Annotated in this window: 19 protein-coding genes and 4 pseudogenes; 16 read left to right on the forward strand and 7 right to left on the reverse strand. The window is 68.2% G+C overall.

What is annotated here, in order from left to right; genetic code table 11:
• Positions 1-276: 276 nt before the first annotated feature.
• Positions 277-1,476: a S8 family serine peptidase gene (locus ACIQU3_RS21015; protein WP_403731193.1), complete on the forward strand. Its 1,200-nt coding sequence runs from the start codon at positions 277-279 to the stop codon at positions 1,474-1,476.
• Between the two features lie 169 nt (positions 1,477-1,645).
• On the opposite strand, the gene ACIQU3_RS21020 is transcribed toward ACIQU3_RS21015, so the two are convergent.
• From ACIQU3_RS21020 to ACIQU3_RS21030, 3 genes are all read right to left on the reverse strand, one after another.
• Positions 1,646-2,134 (reverse strand): MarR family winged helix-turn-helix transcriptional regulator, encoded by a 489-nt coding sequence (locus tag ACIQU3_RS21020; RefSeq protein WP_403927133.1) that lies wholly within the window; start codon positions 2,132-2,134, stop codon positions 1,646-1,648.
• 178 nt (positions 2,135-2,312) lie between these two features.
• Entirely contained in the window at positions 2,313-3,398 is a 1,086-nt protein-coding gene (locus ACIQU3_RS21025; protein ID WP_403731196.1) for an alkene reductase, read from the reverse strand.
• A gap of 1,000 nt (positions 3,399-4,398) precedes the next feature.
• Positions 4,399-4,668 carry a hypothetical protein gene (locus ACIQU3_RS21030; RefSeq protein ID WP_403731202.1) on the reverse strand — a complete coding sequence of 90 codons (270 nt, stop codon included), beginning with the start codon at positions 4,666-4,668 and terminating at the stop codon, positions 4,399-4,401.
• A 22-nt stretch (positions 4,669-4,690) separates the two neighbouring features.
• Between ACIQU3_RS21030 and ACIQU3_RS21035 the strand changes: the two genes are divergently transcribed.
• The 3 genes from ACIQU3_RS21035 (at position 4,691) to ACIQU3_RS21045 (ending at position 7,022) form a co-directional block, all read left to right on the forward strand.
• Positions 4,691-4,897: a hypothetical protein gene (locus tag ACIQU3_RS21035; RefSeq protein WP_403927016.1), complete on the forward strand. Its 207-nt coding sequence runs from the start codon at positions 4,691-4,693 to the stop codon at positions 4,895-4,897.
• 113 nt (positions 4,898-5,010) lie between these two features.
• Entirely contained in the window at positions 5,011-5,700 is a 690-nt protein-coding gene (locus ACIQU3_RS21040) for a response regulator transcription factor (protein ID WP_356447073.1), read from the forward strand.
• On the forward strand, positions 5,697-7,022 hold the full coding sequence (locus ACIQU3_RS21045) for a sensor histidine kinase (RefSeq protein ID WP_403927017.1): 1,326 nt from the start codon (positions 5,697-5,699) through the stop codon (positions 7,020-7,022). The genes ACIQU3_RS21040 and ACIQU3_RS21045 overlap by 4 nt, the downstream gene beginning before the upstream one ends.
• Before the next feature lie 9 nt (positions 7,023-7,031).
• Here ACIQU3_RS21045 and ACIQU3_RS21050 read toward each other — a convergent pair whose 3' ends face one another.
• The gene (locus ACIQU3_RS21050; protein WP_403927020.1) at positions 7,032-7,883 is read right to left on the reverse strand and encodes a CAP domain-containing protein; all 852 of its coding nucleotides are present in this window, start codon (positions 7,881-7,883) and stop codon (positions 7,032-7,034) included.
• A 300-nt stretch (positions 7,884-8,183) separates the two neighbouring features.
• A pseudogene (locus ACIQU3_RS21055) lies at positions 8,184-8,764 on the reverse strand (DinB family protein).
• A 639-nt stretch (positions 8,765-9,403) separates the two neighbouring features.
• Here ACIQU3_RS21055 and ACIQU3_RS21060 point away from each other — a divergent pair.
• On the forward strand, positions 9,404-10,015 hold the full coding sequence (locus tag ACIQU3_RS21060; RefSeq protein WP_403927023.1) for a hypothetical protein: 612 nt from the start codon (positions 9,404-9,406) through the stop codon (positions 10,013-10,015).
• Positions 10,016-10,091: 76 nt separating this feature from the next.
• Positions 10,092-11,789 carry an NUDIX domain-containing protein gene (locus tag ACIQU3_RS21065; protein WP_403927026.1) on the forward strand — a complete coding sequence of 566 codons (1,698 nt, stop codon included), beginning with the start codon at positions 10,092-10,094 and terminating at the stop codon, positions 11,787-11,789.
• Between the two features lie 162 nt (positions 11,790-11,951).
• Here the strand turns inward: ACIQU3_RS21065 and ACIQU3_RS21070 are convergent, their stop codons facing one another.
• Entirely contained in the window at positions 11,952-12,761 is an 810-nt protein-coding gene (locus ACIQU3_RS21070; RefSeq protein WP_403927028.1) for a hypothetical protein, read from the reverse strand.
• A 430-nt stretch (positions 12,762-13,191) separates the two neighbouring features.
• On the opposite strand from ACIQU3_RS21070, the gene ACIQU3_RS21075 reads away from it, so the two are divergent.
• The 7 genes and pseudogenes from ACIQU3_RS21075 (at position 13,192) to ACIQU3_RS21105 (ending at position 18,253) form a co-directional block, all read left to right on the forward strand.
• A complete protein-coding gene (locus ACIQU3_RS21075; protein WP_403927031.1) occupies positions 13,192-13,728 on the forward strand; it encodes an AAA family ATPase in 537 nt (178 codons plus the stop codon).
• Positions 13,729-14,081: 353 nt separating this feature from the next.
• Positions 14,082-14,396: pseudogene (locus ACIQU3_RS21080) on the forward strand (hypothetical protein); the annotation flags it as partial.
• 39 nt (positions 14,397-14,435) lie between these two features.
• Positions 14,436-15,244 (forward strand): IS5 family transposase gene (locus ACIQU3_RS21085; protein WP_403737808.1). Its coding sequence is split into 2 segments (ribosomal slippage): positions 14,436-14,783 and positions 14,786-15,244, totalling 807 coding nucleotides; the frame shifts between segments, so codons are not numbered across the junction.
• 4 nt (positions 15,245-15,248) lie between these two features.
• A pseudogene (locus tag ACIQU3_RS21090) lies at positions 15,249-15,716 on the forward strand (hypothetical protein); the annotation flags it as partial.
• A gap of 259 nt (positions 15,717-15,975) precedes the next feature.
• Entirely contained in the window at positions 15,976-16,503 is a 528-nt protein-coding gene (locus tag ACIQU3_RS21095) for a hypothetical protein (protein WP_403731234.1), read from the forward strand.
• A 34-nt stretch (positions 16,504-16,537) separates the two neighbouring features.
• Positions 16,538-17,551, forward strand: coding sequence for a peptidase (locus ACIQU3_RS21100; RefSeq protein ID WP_403927034.1), 1,014 nt, complete (start codon positions 16,538-16,540; stop codon positions 17,549-17,551).
• A gap of 132 nt (positions 17,552-17,683) precedes the next feature.
• A complete protein-coding gene (locus ACIQU3_RS21105; RefSeq protein ID WP_403927037.1) occupies positions 17,684-18,253 on the forward strand; it encodes a hypothetical protein in 570 nt (189 codons plus the stop codon).
• Positions 18,254-18,285: 32 nt separating this feature from the next.
• On the opposite strand, the gene ACIQU3_RS21110 is transcribed toward ACIQU3_RS21105, so the two are convergent.
• On the reverse strand, positions 18,286-19,428 hold the full coding sequence (locus ACIQU3_RS21110) for an FG-GAP repeat domain-containing protein (RefSeq protein WP_403927039.1): 1,143 nt from the start codon (positions 19,426-19,428) through the stop codon (positions 18,286-18,288).
• Positions 19,429-19,986: 558 nt separating this feature from the next.
• Between ACIQU3_RS21110 and ACIQU3_RS21115 the strand changes: the two are divergent.
• From ACIQU3_RS21115 to ACIQU3_RS21125, 3 genes and pseudogenes are all read left to right on the forward strand, one after another.
• Positions 19,987-20,166: pseudogene (locus ACIQU3_RS21115) on the forward strand (IS5/IS1182 family transposase); the annotation flags it as partial.
• A gap of 221 nt (positions 20,167-20,387) precedes the next feature.
• The gene (locus ACIQU3_RS21120) at positions 20,388-21,590 is read left to right on the forward strand and encodes a heparin lyase I family protein (protein WP_403927042.1); all 1,203 of its coding nucleotides are present in this window, start codon (positions 20,388-20,390) and stop codon (positions 21,588-21,590) included.
• Between the two features lie 316 nt (positions 21,591-21,906).
• A complete protein-coding gene (locus ACIQU3_RS21125; protein WP_403927045.1) occupies positions 21,907-22,812 on the forward strand; it encodes an LppX_LprAFG lipoprotein in 906 nt (301 codons plus the stop codon).
• Positions 22,813-22,838 lie beyond the last annotated feature (26 nt).

Genomic DNA, 22,838 nt, shown 5'->3' on the forward strand with positions numbered 1-22,838 from the left:
ACTGGCCCTGTCTACCCAGATTGTTCGAAGCCACCGCCCCTCCGGACGCATGGTCACACATTCTCGACACAACGTCCGTATGAGCGTCAGGCATGTGAGGAATGAACGCGCCGGGAAGGGTGGCCGATTCGTGCGCTGCTGACCTGCTGAGACGGCGTGGGTTGGCGTGAAGCTCTTGATCTGCGCACATCAATGAGTCAGGTTCTAGGCGGGCCGAACGCAGTTCCGGTCCGAACCCCCCACACCCCCCACGAAAGTGACGAGGAGAACCCTCAGATGTCAGCTCGCGCATTCACACGCAGAATGCAGGTCCTCACCGCCACGGCTGTCGTCGCGACCCTGACGACCTTCGGGACGGCACACGCGCAGATAGCTCCGGAACCCGCCCCCGCAGAAGGCACCGTGTACGGCCTCGGCGCCAAGGGAGCCGTACCGGGAACCTTCATCGTCACGCTGGACGACAAGGTGAACAAGAGCGCGCTCGCCAAGGAGTACGGCGGCAAGCTCCAGCGCAACTACAGCGCCGCCCTCGACGGCTTCTCCGCAGGCGGCCTCTCGTCCGCCGAGGCCAAGCGCCTCGCCGCCGACCCGTCGGTCGCCAAGGTGGTGCAGGTCAAGAAGTTCAGCATCAACGCCACGCAGGACAACCCGCCGTCCTGGGGCCTCGACCGCCTCGACCAGGCCGACACCGCCGGTGACAGCAAGTACACCTACCCGGACGGCGCGGGCGAGGGCGTGACCGCGTACGTCATCGACACCGGCGTACGGACCACGCACAAGGACTTCGGGGGACGGGCCGCTTCCGGCTTCGACGCCGTCGACAACGACAACGACGCCACGGACGGCAACGGCCACGGCACCCATGTCGCCGGCACCATCGCGGGCACGTCCCACGGTGTCGCCAAGAAGGCGAAGATCGTCGCCGTCCGGGTGCTCGACGACAACGGCTCCGGAACCACCGAGCAGGTCGTCGCCGGCATCGACTGGGTCACCAAGAACCATCAGGGCCCGTCCGTCGCGAACATGAGCCTGGGCGGCGGTGCCGACGAGGCCCTCGACGAAGCCGTACGCAAGGCCGTCGCGTCCGGTGTCACCTTCGCCGTGGCCGCCGGCAATGAATCCGCGGACGCCGGCCAGGGCTCCCCGGCCCGCGTCAAGGAAGCGATCACCGTCGCCTCCTCGACCAAGGACGACAAGCAGTCGGACTTCTCCAACTTCGGCGCGGTCGTGGACGTGTACGCCCCCGGCTCCGACATCACCTCCTCGTGGAACGACAGCGACGAGGGCACCAAGACCATCTCGGGCACGTCCATGGCCACGCCGCACGTCGTCGGCGCCGCGGCCGTCTACCTGGCGGGTCACAAGGACGCCACGCCTGAACAGGTCGCCAAGGCCCTCACCGACGGCGCCACAGCCGACAAGATCTCCAACCCCTCGCAGGGCACGGCGAACAAGCTGCTGAAGATCGTCGAGTAGGGGTCCTCGACCGGCGCTCGCTGTGCTGTCCTGACGAGGCACGGCGAGCGCCGACGCCGTTGCGCGCGGCAGGCGGGCAACGGCCGCAGGGTCTGAACCGCCCGCCCCGGTGAGGAAGCCGGCGATGCACGTGCCGATGCCGCCACCCGCGAGTCAGTCCCGGAGCACGTCAATTCTCTGCGTCGCCGGCGTTGCCGGCGTGGGCGGCTAGGTTGGTTTCGAGGCGTTCCAGGACGGCGAGGGTCTCACCGAGTTCGGCACCCGTGAGATCGCCGGCCACATAGTCCTCCAGGCGGGCCCAGAGGTCTTCGACCTGTCGGCGCAGAGCCTGGCTGGCGGCAGTGGGCTCGACCAGGACGGAACGCTTGTCACTGGTGGAACGCACACGACGCACGAAGCCGGCCTTCTCCAGGCGCTGGATGGTGCGGGTCATGGTCGCGGCATCAGCGCCCACGTGCCGGGCCAGGTCGGTCTGGCGCATCCTGCCGCGGTCCCACAACTGCATCATGACCAGCTCCTGGGCCGGATGCAGACCGACCTCGCGCAGCAGCTGGCCGGCGAGCATACGGTGCAGACGGGCCACCCGGAAGATCGCGTGGCTGATCGGTCCGCGGCGTGCGGCCTCGGGGAGTTCCCCGGTCTCGGGGACCTCGGGCATTGCCTCGGATTCCACGGTGCTTCCTTCTGCTTCTCACGTGCGGCCGTCCTCGCGGCGCCTGCACGCGGGAGCCGACGCCGCCGACTCCCGCACACAGGCTTCCAGGTCTGCCTCCTGAGAGCAGGGTATGCGCCATCAGGTTCCGCAAGCCCAGGGGGCTGGGCCAGTCGCCGAACCGTCAGGCGCGGGCTTCCTCGAGCGTCGGGTAGTCGGTGAAGCCCTTCTCGTCGCCGCCGTAGAAGGTGGCGGGGTCGGGCGTGTTGAACGGTCCACCGTCGGCCAGGCGGGCGGGCAGGTCGGGGTTGGCCAGGAAGAGGGCGCCGTAGGCCAGCAGGTCAGTGGTGCCGTCCTCGACAAGTTCCAGTTCGGCCGGTCCGGTGGGCTCCCGGCCCGTGAACGGGTTGAGGATGAAAGTCGAGGGCCATGCCTTGCGCAGCCGGAGTGTCAGGTCGCGCACTCCGGGGGCCTCCAGCTGGTGCAGGTAGGCCAGGTTCAGCGGGGCGAGGGCTTCGACCAGGGCGGTGTAGGTGGCCTCCATCTCGGCGGTGTCGGACTCGTCGATGTCGTTGTAGGGGTTGCCCGGGGAGAGGCGGAAGCCGACCTTGTCCGCGCCGACGGCTTCGGCGACGGCGTTGGCGATCTCCACGGCGAAGCGGATGCGCTTGTCCGGGCTTCCGCCCCATGCGTCGGTGCGCCGGTTGCTGTTCGGGGCGAGGAACTGGTGGATGAGGTACCCGTTGGCGCCGTGCAGCTCGACGCCGTCGAAGCCCGCCTCGACGGCGTTGCGGGCGGCGGTGACGTAGTCGGCGATGGTGGCGCGGATCTCGGCGTCGGTCAGTTCGTGCGGGGTGACGAAGTCCTTGGGACCTTCGTGCGTGTACACCTGGCCGGCGGCCGCGACGGCGGAGGGGCCGACGGGCTGCAAGCCCATCAGCGCGGGGTGTCCGACCCGTCCGGTGTGCATGATCTGCAGATAGACGACACCACCCTGGGCATGGACGCTGTCGGTCACCCGGCGCCAGGCAGCGATCTGTTCGGCGGTGTGGATGCCGGGGGTGTCGGGGTAGCCCTGGCCGACCCTGGAGGGCTGGACCCCCTCGGTGACGATCAGCCCGGCGGAGGCACGCTGCGCGTAGTAGTCCGCCATCAACGGCGTGGGGCTCTGCCCCGGCCCGTAGGCGCGGCTGCGAGTCATCGGGGCCATGACCAGACGGTTGGACAGGCGCGTGCCACCCAGCTCGTAGGTCTCGAATGCCTTGGACATCATCATCTCTTTTCACGGCGAAGGGAAGCGGTTCAGACGACCGCGCGGGTGCACCCCCCGAGGTCATTACTTGTTCGAACAGGCAAGTAATGCTCGACCTTCCCTGAGTCCTGTGTGAGCTGCATCACTGGGTTGGCATCGGAAGGCCCTGCTGTCGGCGAATGGGATAGCTGCTCTAGGCGACTACAGCCCCGTGGCGCTGATCGCACGGTTACTTGCCCGAACAGAGTGTGCAGATCGGAAGTGGATGAGAAGCGGCCCCGCACCCGACTCACCATCGATGGGAGCTGTGCGGGGAGGGGCGGCGACTCAGCTGCGCAGCCCCTTCAGCGGCACATCCAGGTGGGTTCCCGGCGAGCCACTGGACCACGGCTCGATCAGTCGCGGCGGCCACGCGGCAGACGCACTGGCGGGTTTCCGCCAAGCGCTCCCCGTGGAGGCGCCCGCCGGAGCACCGATCTCAACGGACCGCGGCGCTCATCCCAGGAACAGGGTGCTTCTTCCCGCGGGTACGGCCTCACGGTTCTTCGACATGTACAAGCAAGCAGACGCCGCGGCGATCCGGCGCGCCCGTGGGCGGGCCGCTATGAGGAGCCTTTTATTGATGCTCATGGGGCAGAACGGAGAGCGGGGTCCTCCCGGTGGCAAGCCACACTGGGGGCCCGTGGGACGGGCGGCACTCGTTCGGGTTCTGGAGGACGCTTGACGCGACACCGGCAACCCGAGCGGTCGCAGGAGACGTACTCCTGCCTGGGTGAGCGGCATGCCCGGTGTCCTCGGTTGCCGCCGGCGGCCTCCAGACGGGCGGCCTACACCAACGTTTCCTGGCCCGGTCCAGCCACATGCGCTCCTCGTCAGTTCACGGTCCGGCCGCAGACGGGGGCATGCAGCTCTCCAACTCCTCGGCACGGGAACGGCTTTCGCTCGGGGCGGTCATGCTCGACACCCTGACATCTTCGGGGCGAACCGGTGACCTCACGTGCGTTCACTTAAAGGGGCGTCACCACGACACCTCGCGGACGTCGGCCCGGCTCTGCGGCTGGATCGTGGCGGTGATCTCCGACCGGTGGCGGCTCCCCGAGAACGTCACTGTGAGCGTCTGCGCCTCGGTCCGGCTCGTGCTCACCGTGAACCCCTGGTTCGGTACCGCCGAGATCAGGCACACCGCGTCGTCGCCGAACCGCACGGTGGCCTTGCCTCCCTCGGACGGCACCGTGTAGACGCCGGCGCCGCCTTCCTGGCATCCCGCCCCGTCCGAGCCGGCCGGCACGGACGGCGCGCTGGTGCGGGCCGTGGGCGTCGGCGTGGGCTTGGGTGTCGGGCTGGGATCGGCCGCAGGCTCGCTGCTGCGGGGCGGCGGACTGGGCCTGCGGCTGCTCGCCGACGGACTGGGGGAGGGCTTCGTGGTGGCGGGGCCGGGCCGCGGGGACTTCAGGGGCACACTCGGCGCGGACTGCGCGACCGGGGCGGTCGGCCGGGTCGACCCCACCACGAAGTGAATCGTGAGGATGACAGCGGTGACGCTGGCTGCCGTGCAGCCCAGCCATATGATCAGGTAGCGCAGGAGACGGGACACGGCACCATAGTGACGGACCGGCTAACGTGCTCGCTCATGGCCTCTGTACTTGTCGTCGAGGACGACCCCGTCATCCGGGCCGCGCTGATCGAGGTCCTGACCGGGCACGGCTACGCGGTCAGGACCACCCACCAGGGCTTCGAGGCGCTGCGCGAGATCACCCAGAGCCCGCCGGACATCGTGGTGCTGGACCTGGGGCTGCCCGATCTCGACGGCCTCGACGTGCTGCGCATGATCCGGGGCATTTCCCGCGTGCCGGTCCTGGTCGCCACTGCCCGTGACGACGAGAGCGAGATCATCCGGCTGCTCAACGCGGGGGCCGACGACTACCTGGTCAAGCCGTTCTCCGGCGGCCAGCTCGCCGCCCGGCTCGCCGCCGTGCTGCGCCGGTCCGTGCCCGCCGACGTACAGGCGGCCCGGCGGCCCGTCCTGCAGGTGGCGGACCTGCGTATCGACCCCGCCGCACGCACCGCGCACCTGGCCGGCCGGGAACTTCCACTGACCCGCCGCGAGTTCGATCTGCTCGCCTACCTCGCCGCCCACGCCGACCAGGTCGTCACCCGCCAGCGCATACTCGCCGAGGTGTGGCAGCAGCCGTACGTCGAGGATCAGACGGTCGACGTCCACCTCTCCGCACTCCGCCGCAAAATGGGCGAGAAGGCGCGAAAGCCCCGCTATCTGCGCACGGTTCGCGGCCTGGGCATCAAGTTGGTCAGTTCGCCATGAGACGCGCACTCGCCGGGATCGCCCTGGCCGTCACCTCGATGGTGGCCCTGTCCTTCCTCATCCCCCTCGCCCTCCTCGTACGCGAACAGGTACGGGACCGGGCCACCACGGCTGCCGAGCAGCGGGCGTCAGCCCTGTCCCCGGTGCTCGCCCTCACCACTCGGCGCGCCGACGTGCAGCAGGCCGTCGCCGAGCTCGGCTCCTCCGACCAGCTGGCCGTGCGTCTGCCCGACGGCAGCTTCGTCGGCACGCCGCACGCGCCCCGGGACGCGCTCAACCGGGCCGTGCGCGGACGCGAGACGCTGGCCGTGGACACCACCGGCGGCTGGGTCTACCTCCAGCCCGTGGTCCTTCAGGGCGACCGGGTCGCGGTCGTGGAGGCCTTCGTGCCCGCCGCAGACCTCACCCGGGGCGTGGCCGCCTCCTGGGGCGTCATGGTGCTGCTCGCGCTGGGTCTGGTCGGCGGTTCGGTACTCGTCGCCGACCGGCTCGGCGCCCGCGTCGTCCGGTCGTCGCGCAGTCTCAAGAGTGCCTCACTGGCTCTGGGCTCCGGCGATCTGGACGCGCGTGTCGAACCCGACGGCCCGCCCGAACTGCGGGAGGCCGGTGCGGCGTTCAACACCATGGCCGACCGCGTCCTCGACCTGCTCGCCGTCGAACGCGAGCTGGTGGCAGACCTGTCGCACCGGCTGCGCACCCCGCTGACCGCCCTCTACCTGGAGGCCGACCGGATGGGGTCGACGCCCAGCGCCCGGCGGGTCGCGGAGGCCGCCGGCCAGCTGGAGAGCGAACTGGACTCGATCATCGCAGCGGCCCGCACACCGCTGGCGTCGGCACGGCCGGCCCGTACGGCGGCCGGCGCGGCGAAGGCGTGCGACGTCGCCGAGGTGGTCGCCATGCGTCTGGACTTCTGGTCGGTCCTCGCCACCAAGCAAGGACGGCCCTACGAGCGCTCCCTCACGCCGCGGTTGGTGCCCGTCGCCTTCCCCGAGGACGACCTGGCGGCCGTCGTCGACGCCCTGATCGGCAATGTCTTCAGGCACACCCCGGAGGGCACCGCCTTCGCCGTGCGCGTGGAGCGGGCGGACCGTCACGTGTTCCTCACGGTCGACGACGCGGGACCGGGAGTGGCGGACCCCGACGCAGCGCTCACGCGGGGTGTGAGCGTCGGTGGTTCGACGGGGCTGGGCCTGGACATCGTGGCTCGGGCGTCCCGCGCGGCGGACGGCGAACTGACGATCACCCGGGCGCCATTGGGCGGCGCCCGGGTGCGGGTGTCATTCGTACTGGCCGACTCGGGCGGGACCGGCACCGAGGTCTGATGACCGGCGTCAGCGACCGGCGCCGAAGTCCTGCGTCCACCAGGGGCCGCCGTCACCGAAGTGGACGCCCACGCCCAGCTCCTTGAACGAGCAGTTGAGTATGTTCGCGCGGTGCCCGGGGCTGTTCATCCAGGACTTCATCACCGAGGCCGCGTCCGCCTGACCCTGGGCTATGTTCTCGCCCAGGGTCGACCACTGGTATCCCGCCGCCTCGACCCGGGTCGTCATCGTCGAGCCGTCGGGGCCGGTGTGGGACATCACGCCGCTGCTCGCCATGACGTCGCTGTAGTCGTCGGCGGCCCGGGTGAGCCGGTCGTTGGCCGTGAGCGGCGAGCATCCCGCCGCGGCCCGCTCCTTGTTGACCAGCGCGAGCACCTGCGCCTCGGGCCCGCCACCGCTCCCGGAGCCCGACCCGGAGCCCGATCCGGTGCCGCCCGGCAGCCTGCTGCCGGAACCGCTCGCCGCTCCGCCGCCGCTGCTCTTCGCCGCTGTCCCCGCCGGTGCCTTCGACGCGGGGACGGTCGACCTCCGTGCACGGGGGGTGGGACTCGCCGACTTCTTCCGCTTCTCCTTCGGCTTCGCGCTCGGCGAGCCGCTCGCCGTGGTGCTCGGGCTCGCCGAAGCAGAGGCGAGCGGCGCAGCCTTACCGGAAGCGTCCCCGGCGCCCGGCGTCCTGTCCGTGCTGTTCGCGACGACCCGGTCCGACGAGCCACCGTCCTCGCCGCTCACTACGGCCACGGTGATCCCGACTCCCGCGATCGCGGCGACGGCTCCCATGGCCAGCGCGGGACCGCGCGTCTTCGGCCCACCGCGGGGGCGGGCGTGGAAGCGGGACGGACGAGCGGCTCGGCGGGAACCCATGCAGGACACCTCGGTTGGTCGGTCGATTGACTCGGCCCCGAATCCGGTGGCCGCGATCGCGGCCACCGGACCTGTGGGGGGTGTTCGAGAGCCTAGGACCCGGCCGGGGCGCAGACATCCGTTCGAAGGTCATCTTCAAGAAGCCTTAAGACAGCCGCCAAAGTCCGCTGAGGAACGCTTGGAAGCGTCCCGACCTGTCAGGCGGCGACGTAGGGCGCGCGTCGCGAAGCGCCCGTCGCCGAACGCACTCTGTGCCCCAGGCCGACCCCGGGCCAACATCACGTCACGTGAGACACCGTGTCAGCTGATTGGTGCGGCCGACCTCGCGGCCTGCTCGATCTTCGCGCAGTAGGCTGCACGCGCTTCCGCGTCGATCTGCTGCTCGTTCTCGGCACGCACCCCGGTCCGGCCGTCGAGGCCCTCGCGCAGGATGTCGGCGTGCCCGGCATGCCGGATGGACTCGCCGAGGCATGGACCATGACGGCGAACAAGTTCGTGTTGGGATACGGCTCCGGCCACCACGGCACGTGGCCGGGGGCGTCGAGGGGAAGCTCGTTGATCGTCGCGTCCGAGTGTTCCCACGTACGCCGGTAGAACCCGATGATCCGTTCGCGGGTTTCGTCCTCGGTCACCCACAGATCACTGCCGTTGTGGTCCTGCCACCGGGGCAGCGGTTCCGGACAAGGGCGGTCGAAGACCTCACCGAAGTACCTGGCCTCGACGGTGGCCACGTGTTTGACCAGGCCGAGAAGGTTGGTCCCCGTCGCGGTCAACGGCCGGCGGGCGTCGTACTCGGACAAGCCGTCGAGTTTCCAGAGCAGCGCCTCGCGGTCCCGCCGCAGTCTCCCGTGCAGGCTGTCTTTCGCGAATGAATCGATCATGCGGCATGAGCCTGCCATGCGCTGCTTGTGCTCTCAAGATTCCGTACATGGCCCCGTGCGGGCACCAGGGTGCTGTGGCGTCCACAGAACACGGTCATGAACGTCGCGTCTATCCGGGTGCTCTTCCGCGAGGTCGGCGGTAGCAAAGGTGCTGACAGCACGCTCGAGGTGATCGCGACGACCCCAGGCATACGGCAGTTCGCCGATCTGGGAAATGGCCTTCCAACTGCCACCAGGACCCCGGGGCGGTCCAGCAGGCTCCACCCCGGTTTGACGGCGCGTCAGGTAATTTGTGCGGCACGAATTCCAAGATGTTTCCCCTGAATACAGCGCTTGGATGATCCGCTGCCGGGACAGCCATGAGTCATGGCTGCACCTAGCGATGAAGACCGTAGTTCCGGCGGAAGCGGGGAATCCGCGAGGTCATCGTCCGATGACCAGAGCACGGCAGGACAGCGCGGCGACGATGATGTGAGGTTGTCTACGCCCAACGACGACCCTTCGGCCCCATCAACAGGTGCCAGTCCGGGCGAGGGGGTACGAGCATCAGGCGAGGACGAAGACACGAGAGATCCCGACGGGGGACAGCCTCAGGGCGATGACGAGGCGGAGGACACTTCCGCCTCCCCGGTAATGGACATGGCTCGGCTTGGAACGATCGCGGCGACGGTCGTAACCGTCTTGGCAGCCCTGGGTGGGCTTGTTCTCGGCATCAGGGCTGAGCAACGAGCCATCACAGAGGAGAAACGTGCTGTCGAAGCCGAGCAGCGAGCCAAATCGGAGGAGAGGCGCGCCATCCGAGCCGAGTCGCGCGCGAAGGATGAGCAGCAACAGGCCAGCAAACGCGACAAGTCGACGTATGTGCGGCGCGTGGACTTCTACCGGGGCATGAACTCACTGACCATTGTCAATGGCAGTACTCGGATCATGGACATGCGCCTCGTCCTCAAGAGTCCTGACGTGTGGTGGGATCTCCAGGCACTCCCACCATGCCAGCAGTTCGACATTCCCACCGGACTTCTGATAAGCGCCATGTCGGCCAAGGAACCCTGGGTGAGGAAACATCTGACTCAGCAAGATTTGAGCAGACTCCGACTGGAAGTATTGGACCCCAACGGCAAAGTATGGCGCCGAGACAGCGGAGGGCTCATCAAAGAGGCGGAAGACTGGACACAGAAGCCCACAGGGGTGCGCTTGGTCAGTGACGAACCCTGGAACATGAAGCCTGATAAGTCTCCATACTGCGGATGACGATCTCACGCATAGCTGCTCGGGCCCGATGACCGATGACGTCGTCGATGGCGTTCGCGCGTCCCTCACGATCGCCGTGAACGTCAGCAGTGCCGATGCTGATGGCCGCGCGGCCGGTGACTGGAGCCGGCGGGAGCAGATGAACGCGGCGCGGCGTATCTGCGAGCAAATTCGCCGCCAGGGCAAGAGCGGCCTGGACGCCCGGACGCTCATGGTCCGCGTCGAGCCCGATGCGCTGCGTTGCTGCGCGGAATCCCACACCCGGCCCTCAGAACTACCCCACATCGAAGGCGAGATGACCCTCATGCCGCCCTGCTCTTCCGCGATTCGCAAGACCCTCGAGACGTACCTCGGCCGCCATCCTGGTGAACGGGATGCCCTGGCCGGGCTGCTCGCCGGCCTGGACCGCCCTTTCGATGTGACCTGCCGCACGACGCTGCCCGGGCACGTCACCTGCAGCGCTGTCGTCATCGACCGCCAGGGCCGGGTTCTGCACATCCGACACAGGGCCACCGGCGGCCTCTTACTCACCCCCGGCGGCCATATCGAACCCGGGGACCGCACGTTGCTCACCGCGGCCCTGCGCGAGGTCTGGGAGGAAGCCGGCCTCGCGCCGGGCGCCCTGTGCCTGACCCGGCAGATGCTCGGCACTCCGATCGACATCGACATCCACGACATCGACGCCAGCCCAGCCAAAGGCGAACCGGCGCACCAGCACTACGACTTCCGCTACGCCTTCTACCTCATTGGTGAGGAACCACCGACGATCACATTGCAGGACGAGGAAGTGTCCGGCGCCCGCTGGCTGGCCCTGCCGGAAGTCACCTCGCCGACGCTCCGCGCGAAACTTCTTCACGCGCAGCTGGACGGGCAGCCGGAGCCGGTGAACGCGTCCGTACTGGTTCACGACGACGCCGGCCGCTACCTGCTCCATCTGCGTGATCACAAGCCCGGCGTCATTTGGGGGTCTGGGGCGTTCGACCTTCTCGGTGGCGGCCGCGCACATGACGATCAGAGCCTCGAGGCCACCTTGCTGCGTGAACTGTCCGAGGAGGTCCCCGACCTCTCTCTGGAGTACCTGGAGCCCTACGTCGTGGAGGAGACCACGAGCGTCGACGGTCTCAGCGTCCCGGTTCAGGTGTTCACCGGTCGCTGGCGCGGCAACCCCGACCGGCTCCGGCTGCACGAAGGGGTGCTGCTGCGCTGGTTCACACCCGACGAGCTGGACCGCTTACGTCTGTGTCCCACTACACGGGACCTCATTCGCCGACACGCGGCCGAGAGGGCCTCCGACGGCCCGCCGACCGCGACCCCTCCGTTGTGGGGCGGGGACAGCCGGACCGTGTTGAACGGCATCGGCGTCCATCTTCACCTGGAGGACGACGAGGGCCGGGTGCTCCTGGGCCTGCGCCACTCCGCATCCCGATACGCGGGCGGCACCTGGCACTACCTGGCCGGGCGGTGCGAGCAGGAGTCCGCGATCGCGTGTCTGCTCCGCGAGGCATGGGAGGAAGCGGGTCTGGTCATCGATCCCGCGGACGTGGATCTGGCGCACGTCGTCCACGTCGTGGACACCCCGGGCGGACAGCCCTTGATGCAGCTGGTGTTTCGGGCTCGCCGGTGGAAGGGCACTCCCGAGGTCCGCGAGCCCGACAAGTGCCAGGCCTGGCGATGGTGGCCGAAGCGGCAGCTCCCGGACCAGCTCGTCCCCTACACCCGGACAGCAATCTTGGGCATCGCCGAGGGCCGTACTTACTCGGAACTGGGCTGGTGAGCGGCGTGAGCACACATCAGTCGGGCACCGGCGAAGTCGCGCGCCGACCTGCCGCAGCCCCGACGCCGCCCAACACGCCCAGACGCCCTCAACACACCCGTCGCCGGGCCTCCGACCGTAGGAAGTGCCGTCCTGGCGGGGGAGCGTGTCCCGTGAGGGGTGTCAGTACGCCCCGAACGACCAGAAGACGCCTGTCTCTTCGTCGTTCACAGCGATCACACCCAGGTCCTCGAATATGTCGAGGCCGGCGATGTACTGGCGGGTGTGGAAGCAGTGTGACGCGGTGCCTTGAAGGCCGGATGCCAGGAAGTCCGGTGCCGGATCGGAGGCGGCGGCCCTCGCGTTGGTCCAGTAGCGCGCGCCGGACCCGTACCGGTCGAGCAGCAACCGGGCATCCGCCAGCAGGACATCCCGGTCGGGGCGGGAGCGGACGGGGTCTGACTCTCCCTGCCATTCCTCCGCCATGACGGCCAGCGCGGCGACCGCCGCCTCCGTCTCCAGGGGGTACAGACGGGAGGGCAAATCCGCCGGATCCGGCGGGTCGAAAGGATACGCGGGCACCGTCCGGCGGGCGGGGTTGGTGCGGTCCGAGTCCAGCCGGACCCAGCCGCGGGGATCCGCGACCTTCCGGTGCAGCACGGCATGGACGTCGTGCGCCCAGTCCTCGTGCCTTCGGGGACCGGTGGCCACGAAGGTGTACGTGTCGTCCAGCAGCCGCGACACCGCCGCGTTCCAGGGGCTACGGCGGGAACGGAACTCCACCAGCAAACCGCCGACTTCCCGGACGAAGGCGTCTTTCGGCTCACGCGGGACGCCTCGGAGCCGGCCGAGGGCCCAATGGACGAGCTCGTCCTCTTCTTCCGCCGCGAGACCCAGCAGCTTTGGCGGCAGCGCGGTGTCCGCCCCGCTCCACAGTGCCTCAAGATGAGCATCCAGCAGGTCCAGGGCCGCCGAGCCGGCAAGTGAAACCACCCCGCCACTTTACGCTGTCGCCGTCGGGCGCCTCCAACGCCAGCCGCAGATCGATCAGCCGCCGAGCTCATGCTGAATGCGGCGCGGTTGCGCCCTTCACTGTCGTACTCTCACCGCAGCAGGCCGCCACACCGAACTCTCCTACCCCATCATCGGCTTCGGGGCTGCTGATCCCGGGCTCACCCTGAGTCATCGCAGCCGAATACGATGCTGACCACAGTGACGCTCCTGCCAGATTGCGGGTGTCGGACGTGGGGGACAGGCTTTGCTCGTGCGTCGGAACTGGCGTCATTGAGTTTCCGCCCATTTGGCGATCGTTCGGGCATGATCTGTCAGGGTGCTTCGGCCCCGCCCTCGCGCCTCGCGTCGCGGTGTGTGGCTTGGGGGACGGGTGTGCCCCCGCGGGGTGTGCCATCGAGGGGGAGATGTTGTGATCGTCTGGGTGAATGGCGCGTTCGGCAGCGGGAAGAGCACGCTGGTGGATGAACTACGTCCGCGCTGGCCCGAGGCGCTGGTCTATGACCCGGAGATGGTCGGCTATGTGCTGCGCAAGATCGTGGAGGTCCCCACGGGCGATTTCCAGGATCTGCGGCTGTGGAGGCGGCAGGTCGCGGACTTGGCGGTGGGACTCGTCGAGGAGTATCAGCGGCCCGTCCTGGTGCCCATGACGCTGGTCAACCCCGGCTATGCCGAGGAGATCTTCGGCGCGCTGAAGGACGCGGGGATGCCGGCTCACCACTTCTTCCTGAAGGTTTCCGAGGATGTGCTGGTGAAGCGGATCGACGGGCGGAGCTTCACGCCTGACGACCCCGTGCAGGATGAGCGGGTGCGCACGTGGTGCAAGTCCAAGATCGAGTCGTGCATGGCCGCAGTGGACACCCTGCCCAGTGACACCGTGTTCCTGGACGGCGAGCTGAGCCCGGGGGAGCTGGCCGACGATGTGCTGGCCCGCCTCGGCCCCTCCTGAGGCGGTCCACGTTCGCCGCGCCCGATATCGACACCGGCACGGCAGGCCAACGCGCGCGGCAAACCGCATAGGACAACTTCCTAGCCCGGTACCGCACCGTAGGGCGGGGTGATCGATCCAATGCCCGGCTGGCCCGACGGCGCGGTCAGCCCCTTCAAGGCCTGACGAATGGTGGCACGCTCGGCCCGTCCGCCGTCCGGGTCTCCGCCTTGGAGATGACTCGCCCCGCCCGTCGGAATGCGCCTCTGGGGCCCTTGACCTCGTGCCGTTCGACGGAGGATGAGAGAAGAGAGCCGTCTACGTGGTGAAGTGTGGGCCTTTCATAACCACGAAAGCAGGGAGCGTCTCTTCCGATGGCCACCCAGCCCGTACGCCCTGAGCTCAGCGGTCCCAAGACCGCCTCGGCCATGGATGCCCCGCCATTCAAGCCTTGTCTCGTCAAAGCGGTGTTCAGGGACGTGACCCCGATGCACATCTCTCGGTCGGCCGCGTGGGCCGCCGCGTCGGTGACGCGGACCGTGCTGATGGAGATCATCGACGGCGCGAAGACAGCGGCGGCGGCAAACCTCCGGGAGAAGCTGATCCCCGAGGACCTTCTCTCGGCGATCGACCGGAACGTCGAGCTCGAGGTGGGGAACAAGTGGTACGACCACAGCCCGACTTTTAAGACGCCGTTTCTAATGGCGTGATCGTTCGTTGAGTCGTGCATGACGGATCTGGTGGAGCGGTTGGTACCGGACGAGTTGTGGACGCTGTTCCGGCGGGTGGTCCCGCCGGCAGAGGTCATACGCCCGCAGGGCGGCGGCAAACGGAGGGCCGGCGACCGCGAGTGCCTGGCGGCGATCATCTTCGTGGCCACCTCGGGCTGCACCTGGCGGCAGCTGCCGCCGGTGTTCGGGCCGGCCTGGCCCACCGTCTACCGCCGCTTCGCCCGGTGGAGCCGGGACCGGGTTTGGGCCAGGCTGCACCGCGTCATCCTCGACGAACTCGGCGCCCGGGGCGAGCTGGACTGGTCGCGGTGCGCGATCGACTCGGTCAGCGTCCGGGCGGCAAAAGGGGGCCACTGACGGGACCGAATCCGACCGACCGCGGCAAGGCGGGATCGAAAATCCACCTCATCACCGACCGAAACGGCGTGCCGTTGTCGCTGGGCATCTCCGGCGCCAACATGCACGACAGCCTCGGCCTGCAGCCGCTCGTGCGCGGCATCCCACCGATCCGCTCCCGCTGCGGACCGCGCCGCCGGCGCCCGGCCAAGCTCCACGCCGACAAGGGCTACGACTACGACCACCTGCGGAAGTGGCTTCGTGAGCGTCGCATCCGCCACCGCATCGCCCGCAAGGGCGTTGAGTCGTCCACGCGGCTCGGCCGACACCGCTGGGTTGTCGAGAGAACGGTCTCCTGGCTGGCCGGATGCCGAAGGCTGCACCGCCGTTACGAGCGAAAGGCCGAGCACTTCCTGGCCTTCGTTGGCATAGCCGCAGCCCTCATCAGCTACCGCCGACTCACCAACTGAAACAACGTCTAAGGGCCTGACCGGTGTCCTGTACGACGCAGAGGGTGTCGTCGTGCCTTCCCGTAAACGCAGCAGGTCGCGCAAGCAGAGTGCTGTGGTCGGCGCCCACCGGTTCGAGGCCGGGGTCAAGAAGCTGCTGCGGAGCCAGAAGGCGACGGCCATCCCAGCCATGGTCCGCGAGCTGGACGGAATTGCGAGCGTGTTCCTGACAGACCTCGCTCGGGACGCGGCCTTGGTCGTGCGCGGGGCCGAACGTATCGGCACGGTCACCCTGGCGATGTCGGGCGAACCGGCCCCAGGCCCGTTCCTCAAGGATTCTCGCCGGAAGCTGTCCGCACGCAGGGGAGACGGGTGGACCATCGGCAGGGATGACATCCTGGCCGCCACAACGATCCAATTGTTCGGCGCCAATCTCAGGCAGCGAGCCCTCACCGAAGCCCGCGAGGTGACACACGACGTTTCGGCAGGCTGAAGGGCTGCGAACAACGTCGCTGCCCGCACTCTCACGCCGACCGCAACACGGCGTCGGCCGCCACGCCCACCGACCAGCACCACGCCCGGGCCACAGACACGCTGCGCCCGTCTCTGGATCGCCCTGTCACACAGCCGCCGATGCCACCGGTCCCGTCTGATAGTCCAATAGCGTGATCAAACGGTTAATTCCTGGTTCCTCGCTGCCAGGGGCGGATATGCATGAATCTGTTCGGTGATCATGTGCGTGAGGAGCGGGTATGCGCCTTCGGAATGCTGCGATTGCCTGTGCGGGCGCGTTCGGCGCGGTTATGGCCGCCTCTATGCCGGCGTCGGCTGTCGACACCGTGACCACGTTCACTGTGACGGCCACGACGGGGCTGACCATCACTGCGCCGGCAAACGCCTCTCTCTCCGCTGCTGCACCGGGCGGTCAGGCTACCGGCGCTCTGGGCAATGTGGCGGTGAATGACCAGCGGTCCCAGCTCAACACGACCTGGACGGCCACGGTGTCGTTGTCGGCGCCGTTCACCACGGGGGCCGGTACGTCTGCGGAGACGATCACTGGCGGTAACGTCACTTACGATCCGGGAGCGGCCATCAATCCGGTCAACCCCCCGTTCACACCCGGGACTGCGGGCACCCTGGCCGCGTCTCGCACGGCGTTCGCCCGGGCCAGTGGTAACGGGGCCAATTCCGTCGCCTGGAATCCCACGCTGACGGTCAGTGTCCCAGCCGCCAGTGTCTCTGGTGATTATCAGGGCACTGTGACCCACTCGGTGGCCTGAAGGGGTCGACGCCGTGCGCAGAGCAGCGACATCCTTGCAGCAGCTCATGGCTGTGGCCCTGGCTGTGACCGTGTCGGCCGGCGCCTTTTTCTGCGTGCCCGCGGCGGCCGTGTCGGCGTCGTCCGACGACGGGCTCGATGCGGGGTATATCGGGTTCCGGCTTCTTGAAGCGCCTGTCGTGAGGCGAGATGATCCGCGTGCGCTGAAGTACATCGTCGACCACTTGAAGCCGGGAACGACGATCGAGCGCCGGTTCGAGGTGGCCAACCAGTCCGATACCGGGCGTGAGGTGAAGCTGTACGCGGCTGCGGCGAAAATCGCGAAGAACCGGTTTGTTTTCGCCGACGGCAGGACTCCGAACGCATTGTCCGAGTGGACCAGCGTTCGACCGGGTGTGATGGTGCTGGAACCGTGGGAGAAGGCCGAAGCGAAGGTCACCATCAGGGTGCCCAAGGAGGCGGCGCCGGGAGAGCGGTATGCGGTGGTGTGGGCGCAGAACGAGACTCCGCCCGATGCCCGGCACAACATCGGCTCCATTATGCGGGTGGGTACACGGGTGTATCTGGACATCAGTGACAGCGGTGAATACGCCGACTTCCGCATCACCAAGCTGGTGGCCCGCCGGGACAAGGAGGGCAGACCGAGTGTGGTCGCCCACGTGCACAACACGGGCAAGCGAGCCCTGGATCTGCAAGGCAAGCTCCGCCTTCTCGACGGCCCCGGCGGGCTGGACTCACCGAATCGGCCCGTCACCCAGGGCACGACGCTGCCTCCCGGCGGACGGGGCACGGTCAGCGTGGACGGCCTGGACGAGCGGCTACCGGCAGGACCATGGACCGCTCGACTGGAACTGGAGAGCGGAACGGTCAAGCACACCCTGTCGGCACGGCTGACCTTCCCGGCCCCCGGCGGCACCAGCCTCGCGACGATCATCACGGCGTCGGGACCAGGCTTCTGGTACGCCTCGGCCGGTGTGCTGGCCACCTGTGGCGCCGGCCTGTCGCTGATGAGCTATCGCCGCCGCAGGGCCTCCACCGGCCAGGCCTGAGCGCCGCTGGGCAGTTTGAACCGTTGCACCCCACGATCCAGCCGCCGACGGTCGGTCGGCGTCAGTTCCCCGCCCGAGGAGCCGACGAAGGGGGGAGGCGTTCCGGCTTCGGTGACCCAGAAAGGAATCCGGGTGGCGTCGCGATACCTGTCATGGCCCGCACTGCCTGTGCGGATCGGGACGGCAGTGATGTTGCTGATGAGCTGTCTACTCTGGCCCCCGGGAAATGGCCGGCGCGCGCAGGCCGCGACGGGGGTCTTCTTGATTCCCCAGGCACGGATGGCCGCTTCCATCACGGCCCCCGGTACGGCCAACCTCGGGTCGGTGGAAGCGGGACGGACGGCCACGGTGAAGCTCGGTCAGGTGCGGGTGAACTCCGTCGCCGTCCGTGAATGGTCAGCGACGGTGGCGGCGAGCGACTTCACCACAGGCGCCGGCACGGCCGCCGAGACCATTGCGCGCAGCAACCTTTCGTACTGGTCGGGGCCGCTGGTGTCGAAGACGGGCCCCGGGAACTGGTCTCCGGGCCAGCCCACCGCGAACAACGCGCAACCCCTCGAAAGCGGCCGCAAAGCGTTCGGCTACACCACCACACTTTCGACCTCCAGCTCTGTCATCTGGCAGCCGACGCTGAACGTGTCGGTGCCTGTCACCGCCGTGACAGGCACCTACACCGGGACGATCATCCACTCGGTTGCCTGACGACCCGGCCCAGGCCAGGGACGTCAGCGTTGCTACGAGCTGGTATTCAGCAGGACGGACACCGTGTCCGGGCTGTAGTTGGCGGTGGTCACATCCAGTCGGGTGTCCTCGTCGAAGTCGCCCACCGCAACGGAGAACGGGGCGCTGTCGACGCCGAAGTCCGCCTTGGTGGCAAACGTGCCGTCACCATTGCCGGGCAGCACGGATACAGACTCTCCCAATGAGTTCGGCGTCACCAGATCGAGGACGGAGTCACCGTCAAGGTCCGCCGCTTCGAGCGCGATGGGGCCCGCGCCCGTGGCGTAGTCGACCTTGGTGTCGAAGGTGCCGTCCCCGTTGCCCAGGAGCACCGACACCGTGCTGTCCTCCAGGTCGGCGACCGCTATGTCGACGTTGGAGTCCTCGTCGAAGTCCTCGAACACGACCCGAGTGGGCTGGGCGCCCGTGCCGTGGTCGACCTTGGTGTCGAAGGTGCCGTCCCCGTTGCCGAGCAGCACCGACACGGTGCTGTCCCCGACGTTGGAGACGACCAGGTCAACGTTGCTGTCCTCGTCGACGTCTGCCACCGCGACCGAGTAGGGCCATGTTCCCGTGCCGTAGTCGACGTTCGTGTCGAAGGTGCCGTCCCCGTTGCCCAGCAGCACCGACACGGTGTTGTCCTCGATGTTGGTGACCACGAGATCGGGGTTGGTGTCCTCGTCGAAGTCGCCCGTGGCAACCTTGTACGGGGAAGTGCCGACCCCGTAGTCGACCTTGGTGTCGAAGGTGCCGTCCCCGTTGCCCAGCAGCACCGACACCGTGTTGTCACCGGTGTTGGCCGTCACCAGATCGAGATTGCCGTCCTTGTCGTAGTCGCCGACCTCCACTCCGTCCGGGACGCTGCCCACCCCGTAGTCGACCTTGGTGTCGAAGGTGCCGTCCCCGTTGCCCAGCAGCACCGACACCGTGGCGTCGTCGAAGTTGGCCGTGACCTGATCGGCGTTACCGTCCTCATCGAAGTCGGCCACCCGCACCGCCACCGGTGCACCGCCGGTCCCGTACTCGACGTGCGACGCGAACGTCGGCACTCCGGCCCATGCGGTGCCCTGAGCGACGAACAGCCCAGCCGCCGCCAGGACGACCACCAGACATCTTCGGCCCTTGCCGACCCGGATGCTGCGATGACTCCACGACATGCTTCCTCCTTGGCACCCGTACACCGGTTCTGAACAGGGCCCCGGGGGATGCAAGACAGCTGCGTATCGACGTACCAGGAACCACGCTCAGGTGAAGGTCTCAGGCAATGCCACTGCTCGTTCTCACCGCACGGACACCGCAGCCGTTCGGTGGCCCGGCAGCAGAAAGATCTTCTCTGAATGCCTGGTGGAAGGAACAAGCAGCCACGCCGAAACCATTGAAACGGTCTCTCGATGTTGACATACCGTCAATAAGGGAACGGTCGGCGGACAGTCCTACTTGGAGCACAAGGCTTCGCACAATGGTTGTGCAGTATCCGTCAGCGCACGCCGGAGCCAACCACGATACGGCCGCAGTCCTCATACCCCACCCCCAGACAAAAGGGCGGCGCCGGGCGGCCATGGCGTCCCGGGAAAGCCGTCAGGTCAACACGGCTGAGGCGATCGCACACAGTCGTCACACCCACTGCTTCTGCCACCTCAGGGCGCACGGCTGCGGTTGCGTCTGGCGGTCGGCCGGTCATGTTCATGGGGGCGTGTCCGCAAAGTGCGGGGCGTTGGTCCGACCTGCCCGAAGGTTACGGGCCGGCGAGGACGAACCAGGAACCCTACCGCCGCTGGTCGGCGGACGGCACGCTGCCGGGGCACGAACAGTGGCTCTGGCGGGGTCAGACGATCGGCCGGTCCCGCGGTGGGCTGACCACGAAGATCCACGCTGCCTGCGAATGGCAGGGCCGCTCGCCGCGCCCCGTCGTCTACGTGGCGTCGCGCAACGCCTACGACCATCGTCGGCGGCGGCGTAAGCGATCGGTCGGTGGTGCGGGCCGGGGCCCGGATGCTCCCGCGCGCCGTGCGGCCGGGCCTTGCCCGCACCCTCTCCCGGCGGAAGAGTCGGGGCCCGCCATCGGACGTCGCGCATCCGCGACTGTTCGTTCAGCGTCCCTGGAAGGAGTCGCACCATGAAACCATCGCGCCCAAGAGCCTGGCTCCTGGCCGTTGTCACGGCTGCACTGACCGCTGCCCTCGCGTTATCGCCCGCACAGCCGGCGGCGTCCGACCCCATCGGTGTCCTGCGTACCCTCGACTGGGAAGCGGCGGCGGACCGTACGCTCCCGGCCACCGCCCCCGCGACCTTCCTCAAGCAATGGGGCACTTCGTACGGCGCCACCAACGTCACCGCCCCCACACGCGACGGCTCCCACGCGGCCCGGTTCGAGCTGCGCAAGACCGATCCGGTCGTCTCCAGCAGCAAACGGGCGGAGATATCACAGCGCGACGAGCAGCCGGCGAACGCCGAGCGGTGGTACGGCTTCAGCATCAATCTGGCGTCGAGCTGGGCCCATGACACCTCGGCCGAGATCGTGAGCCAATGGCACCAGTGCGACACCGGCTGCCCGGGCGGCTCACCGCCCCTGGCGCTACTGACCGACGAAGGACACTGGAAGATCGACTTCCGTGGCCAGTTCCTCGATCTGGGTGCGTATACCACCGGTGTCTGGGTGGACTGGGTCTTCCACGTCACCTGGCGCACCGACAGCAGCGGTGTGCTGCAGGTCTGGAAGAACGGCGAGCGCGTCGTGAACCGCACCGGTGCCACCCATGACGGCGGCCCCCGCTCGCCCTACTTCAAGTTCGGCATCTACAAGTGGGACTGGAACACCGGCGCCCCCTCCAGCACCACACAGCGCGTGATGTACTACGACGCCCTGCGCCTGGGCGATGAGCGCGCCGTTCACAAGGACGTCGCACCGCAGCGGACCTGCACGCGAGCCGCACCGGTGACCGCCGTGACCGCCACCACCTACGAAGCGGCGAACCCACCCGCCAACGCCGTCGACGGCGACCTGACGACCCGCTGGTCCGGCCAGGGCTTCGGCGCCGCGCTGATCCTCGACACCGGTGCGCAGCGCCACCTGTGCGGCGCGACGGTGGCCTGGCACCGCGGTGACCTGCGATGGAACGACTACACCATCCATGCATCGCAGGACGGCGTCTCCTACACCAAGGTGTGGGAAGGCCGCAGCTCGGGGACGACCACCGCGCCCGAGACCGTCCTCTTCACCGCGGGACCCGTGGACGCCCGCTATCTGAAGATTTCCTTCTGGGCGAACCCCGAGAACGACTGGGCGAGCATCACCGAAACGAGCCCTCTGAGCCTCTGACCGTCCTCGGTGGGATCGCCTCGACAATTCCGTGAGGAATCTGGTCCAAACGGTTGACCAGCACAGCGCAGGTATCCACGCCGTGCCCTGGCAGAGGTACGTACTCGCAGGGAAGCGGTCTCGGACCAGGCCTTCGCGCCCCTCTGGGACCGCATCCCTGGTCGGAACACGGCTCCCCTGTTCGGGCCGATTCTCGTCCCTGCGGCAGGCCCCTGGCCCGGATCGCGCCGCCGATCTTCGCGGCGGTCCTCACCCGGTCGACTCCTCGTCGGTCTCTGAAGCCTCCCGAAGTGGTGAAGAGCTGCTGTCCGTTCTCGTGGACAAGGCCAAGGCCGAAACTCTCGGGTCCCGTAACCGGTTTCGTGCGACGATCTACAGGCCCTCCTGGGCCTCCCCCCGCCGCAATAACGATTTCCCCGGAGAACACATGCGCCGCGCCCACCTCCTCTCCGCTGCTGTCCTCCTGTTGTGCACCGCCTGCTCCGGCGGCGCGGACAGTGGGTCAAAGGAGAGCGCGGAGAAGGCCGTGGATCATGGGGCGGCCGTGCGTGCCGCCATCGAGCGGACGAGCGCTGACAGCGCCCGCGTGGACGAGAAGATCGAGCTGAAGTCCGCCGACAGCCCCAGGACTTACGTCTTCTCGATCGACGGCTCGTTCGACCTGGCGGGTGACAGGGGCCGGCTAACGGTGGAGTTCGAGGACAGTGGCATGGATCCCGTCGAGGAGGTCTTTGTCGGCGACACCGTCTATGTGCGGGGCTCGCGGCAGGTGGGCGAGGGCAGCTGGGCCTCGGCCGTTCGCAGCGAGGCACTCACCCGCTATTTCCTGCGGGCGCCGCTGAATGACCCGGAGCACCTGCTGCGCCAGGTGAAGGCGATGCGGCAGGTTTCGAACGAGGGCAAGGAACAGGTGAACGGCAGCCCTGCGGTGCACTACCGGGGCACGATCGACCACGTTACCGCGACGCTCCGGATGACCGCGGAGACGAAGCGAGGGCTGAACGACCTGCGCGAAAAGCTGGGCGACGACATGCCCGTCTACGCGGACGTGTGGGTCGATGGAAAGGGGCGCGCCGTTCAGGTTCGGCTGTCCTGCTTCGGCGGTGTGAAGGCCATGACGACGATGACGCTTTCGAACTTCGGGACGCCGGTGAAGGCCAAGGCGCCGTCGGCCGAGCGGATCGTCCCTGTGACGGCGGGTGAGGATGTCCTGCTGGCCTGAGCGCCGGCCTCCTGGGACTCCTCTTC

Source organism: Streptomyces sp. NPDC101110, from assembly GCF_044759525.1.
GTDB lineage: Bacteria > Actinomycetota > Actinomycetes > Streptomycetales > Streptomycetaceae > Streptomyces.

Coding starts and splice junctions, on each gene's coding strand:
- ACIQU3_RS21050 (WP_403927020.1), bottom strand. CDS start 7,883: ATGGGTTCCCGCCGAGCCGCTCGTCCGTCCCGCTTCCACGCCCGCCCC.
- ACIQU3_RS21060 (WP_403927023.1), top strand. CDS start 9,404: ATGGCTCGGCTTGGAACGATCGCGGCGACGGTCGTAACCGTCTTGGCA.
- ACIQU3_RS21020 (WP_403927133.1), bottom strand. CDS start 2,134: ATGCCCGAGGTCCCCGAGACCGGGGAACTCCCCGAGGCCGCACGCCGC.
- ACIQU3_RS21045 (WP_403927017.1), top strand. CDS start 5,697: ATGAGACGCGCACTCGCCGGGATCGCCCTGGCCGTCACCTCGATGGTG.
- ACIQU3_RS21110 (WP_403927039.1), bottom strand. CDS start 19,428: ATGTCGTGGAGTCATCGCAGCATCCGGGTCGGCAAGGGCCGAAGATGT.
- ACIQU3_RS21095 (WP_403731234.1), top strand. CDS start 15,976: ATGCGCCTTCGGAATGCTGCGATTGCCTGTGCGGGCGCGTTCGGCGCG.
- ACIQU3_RS21120 (WP_403927042.1), top strand. CDS start 20,388: ATGAAACCATCGCGCCCAAGAGCCTGGCTCCTGGCCGTTGTCACGGCT.
- ACIQU3_RS21040 (WP_356447073.1), top strand. CDS start 5,011: ATGGCCTCTGTACTTGTCGTCGAGGACGACCCCGTCATCCGGGCCGCG.
- ACIQU3_RS21015 (WP_403731193.1), top strand. CDS start 277: ATGTCAGCTCGCGCATTCACACGCAGAATGCAGGTCCTCACCGCCACG.
- ACIQU3_RS21025 (WP_403731196.1), bottom strand. CDS start 3,398: ATGTCCAAGGCATTCGAGACCTACGAGCTGGGTGGCACGCGCCTGTCC.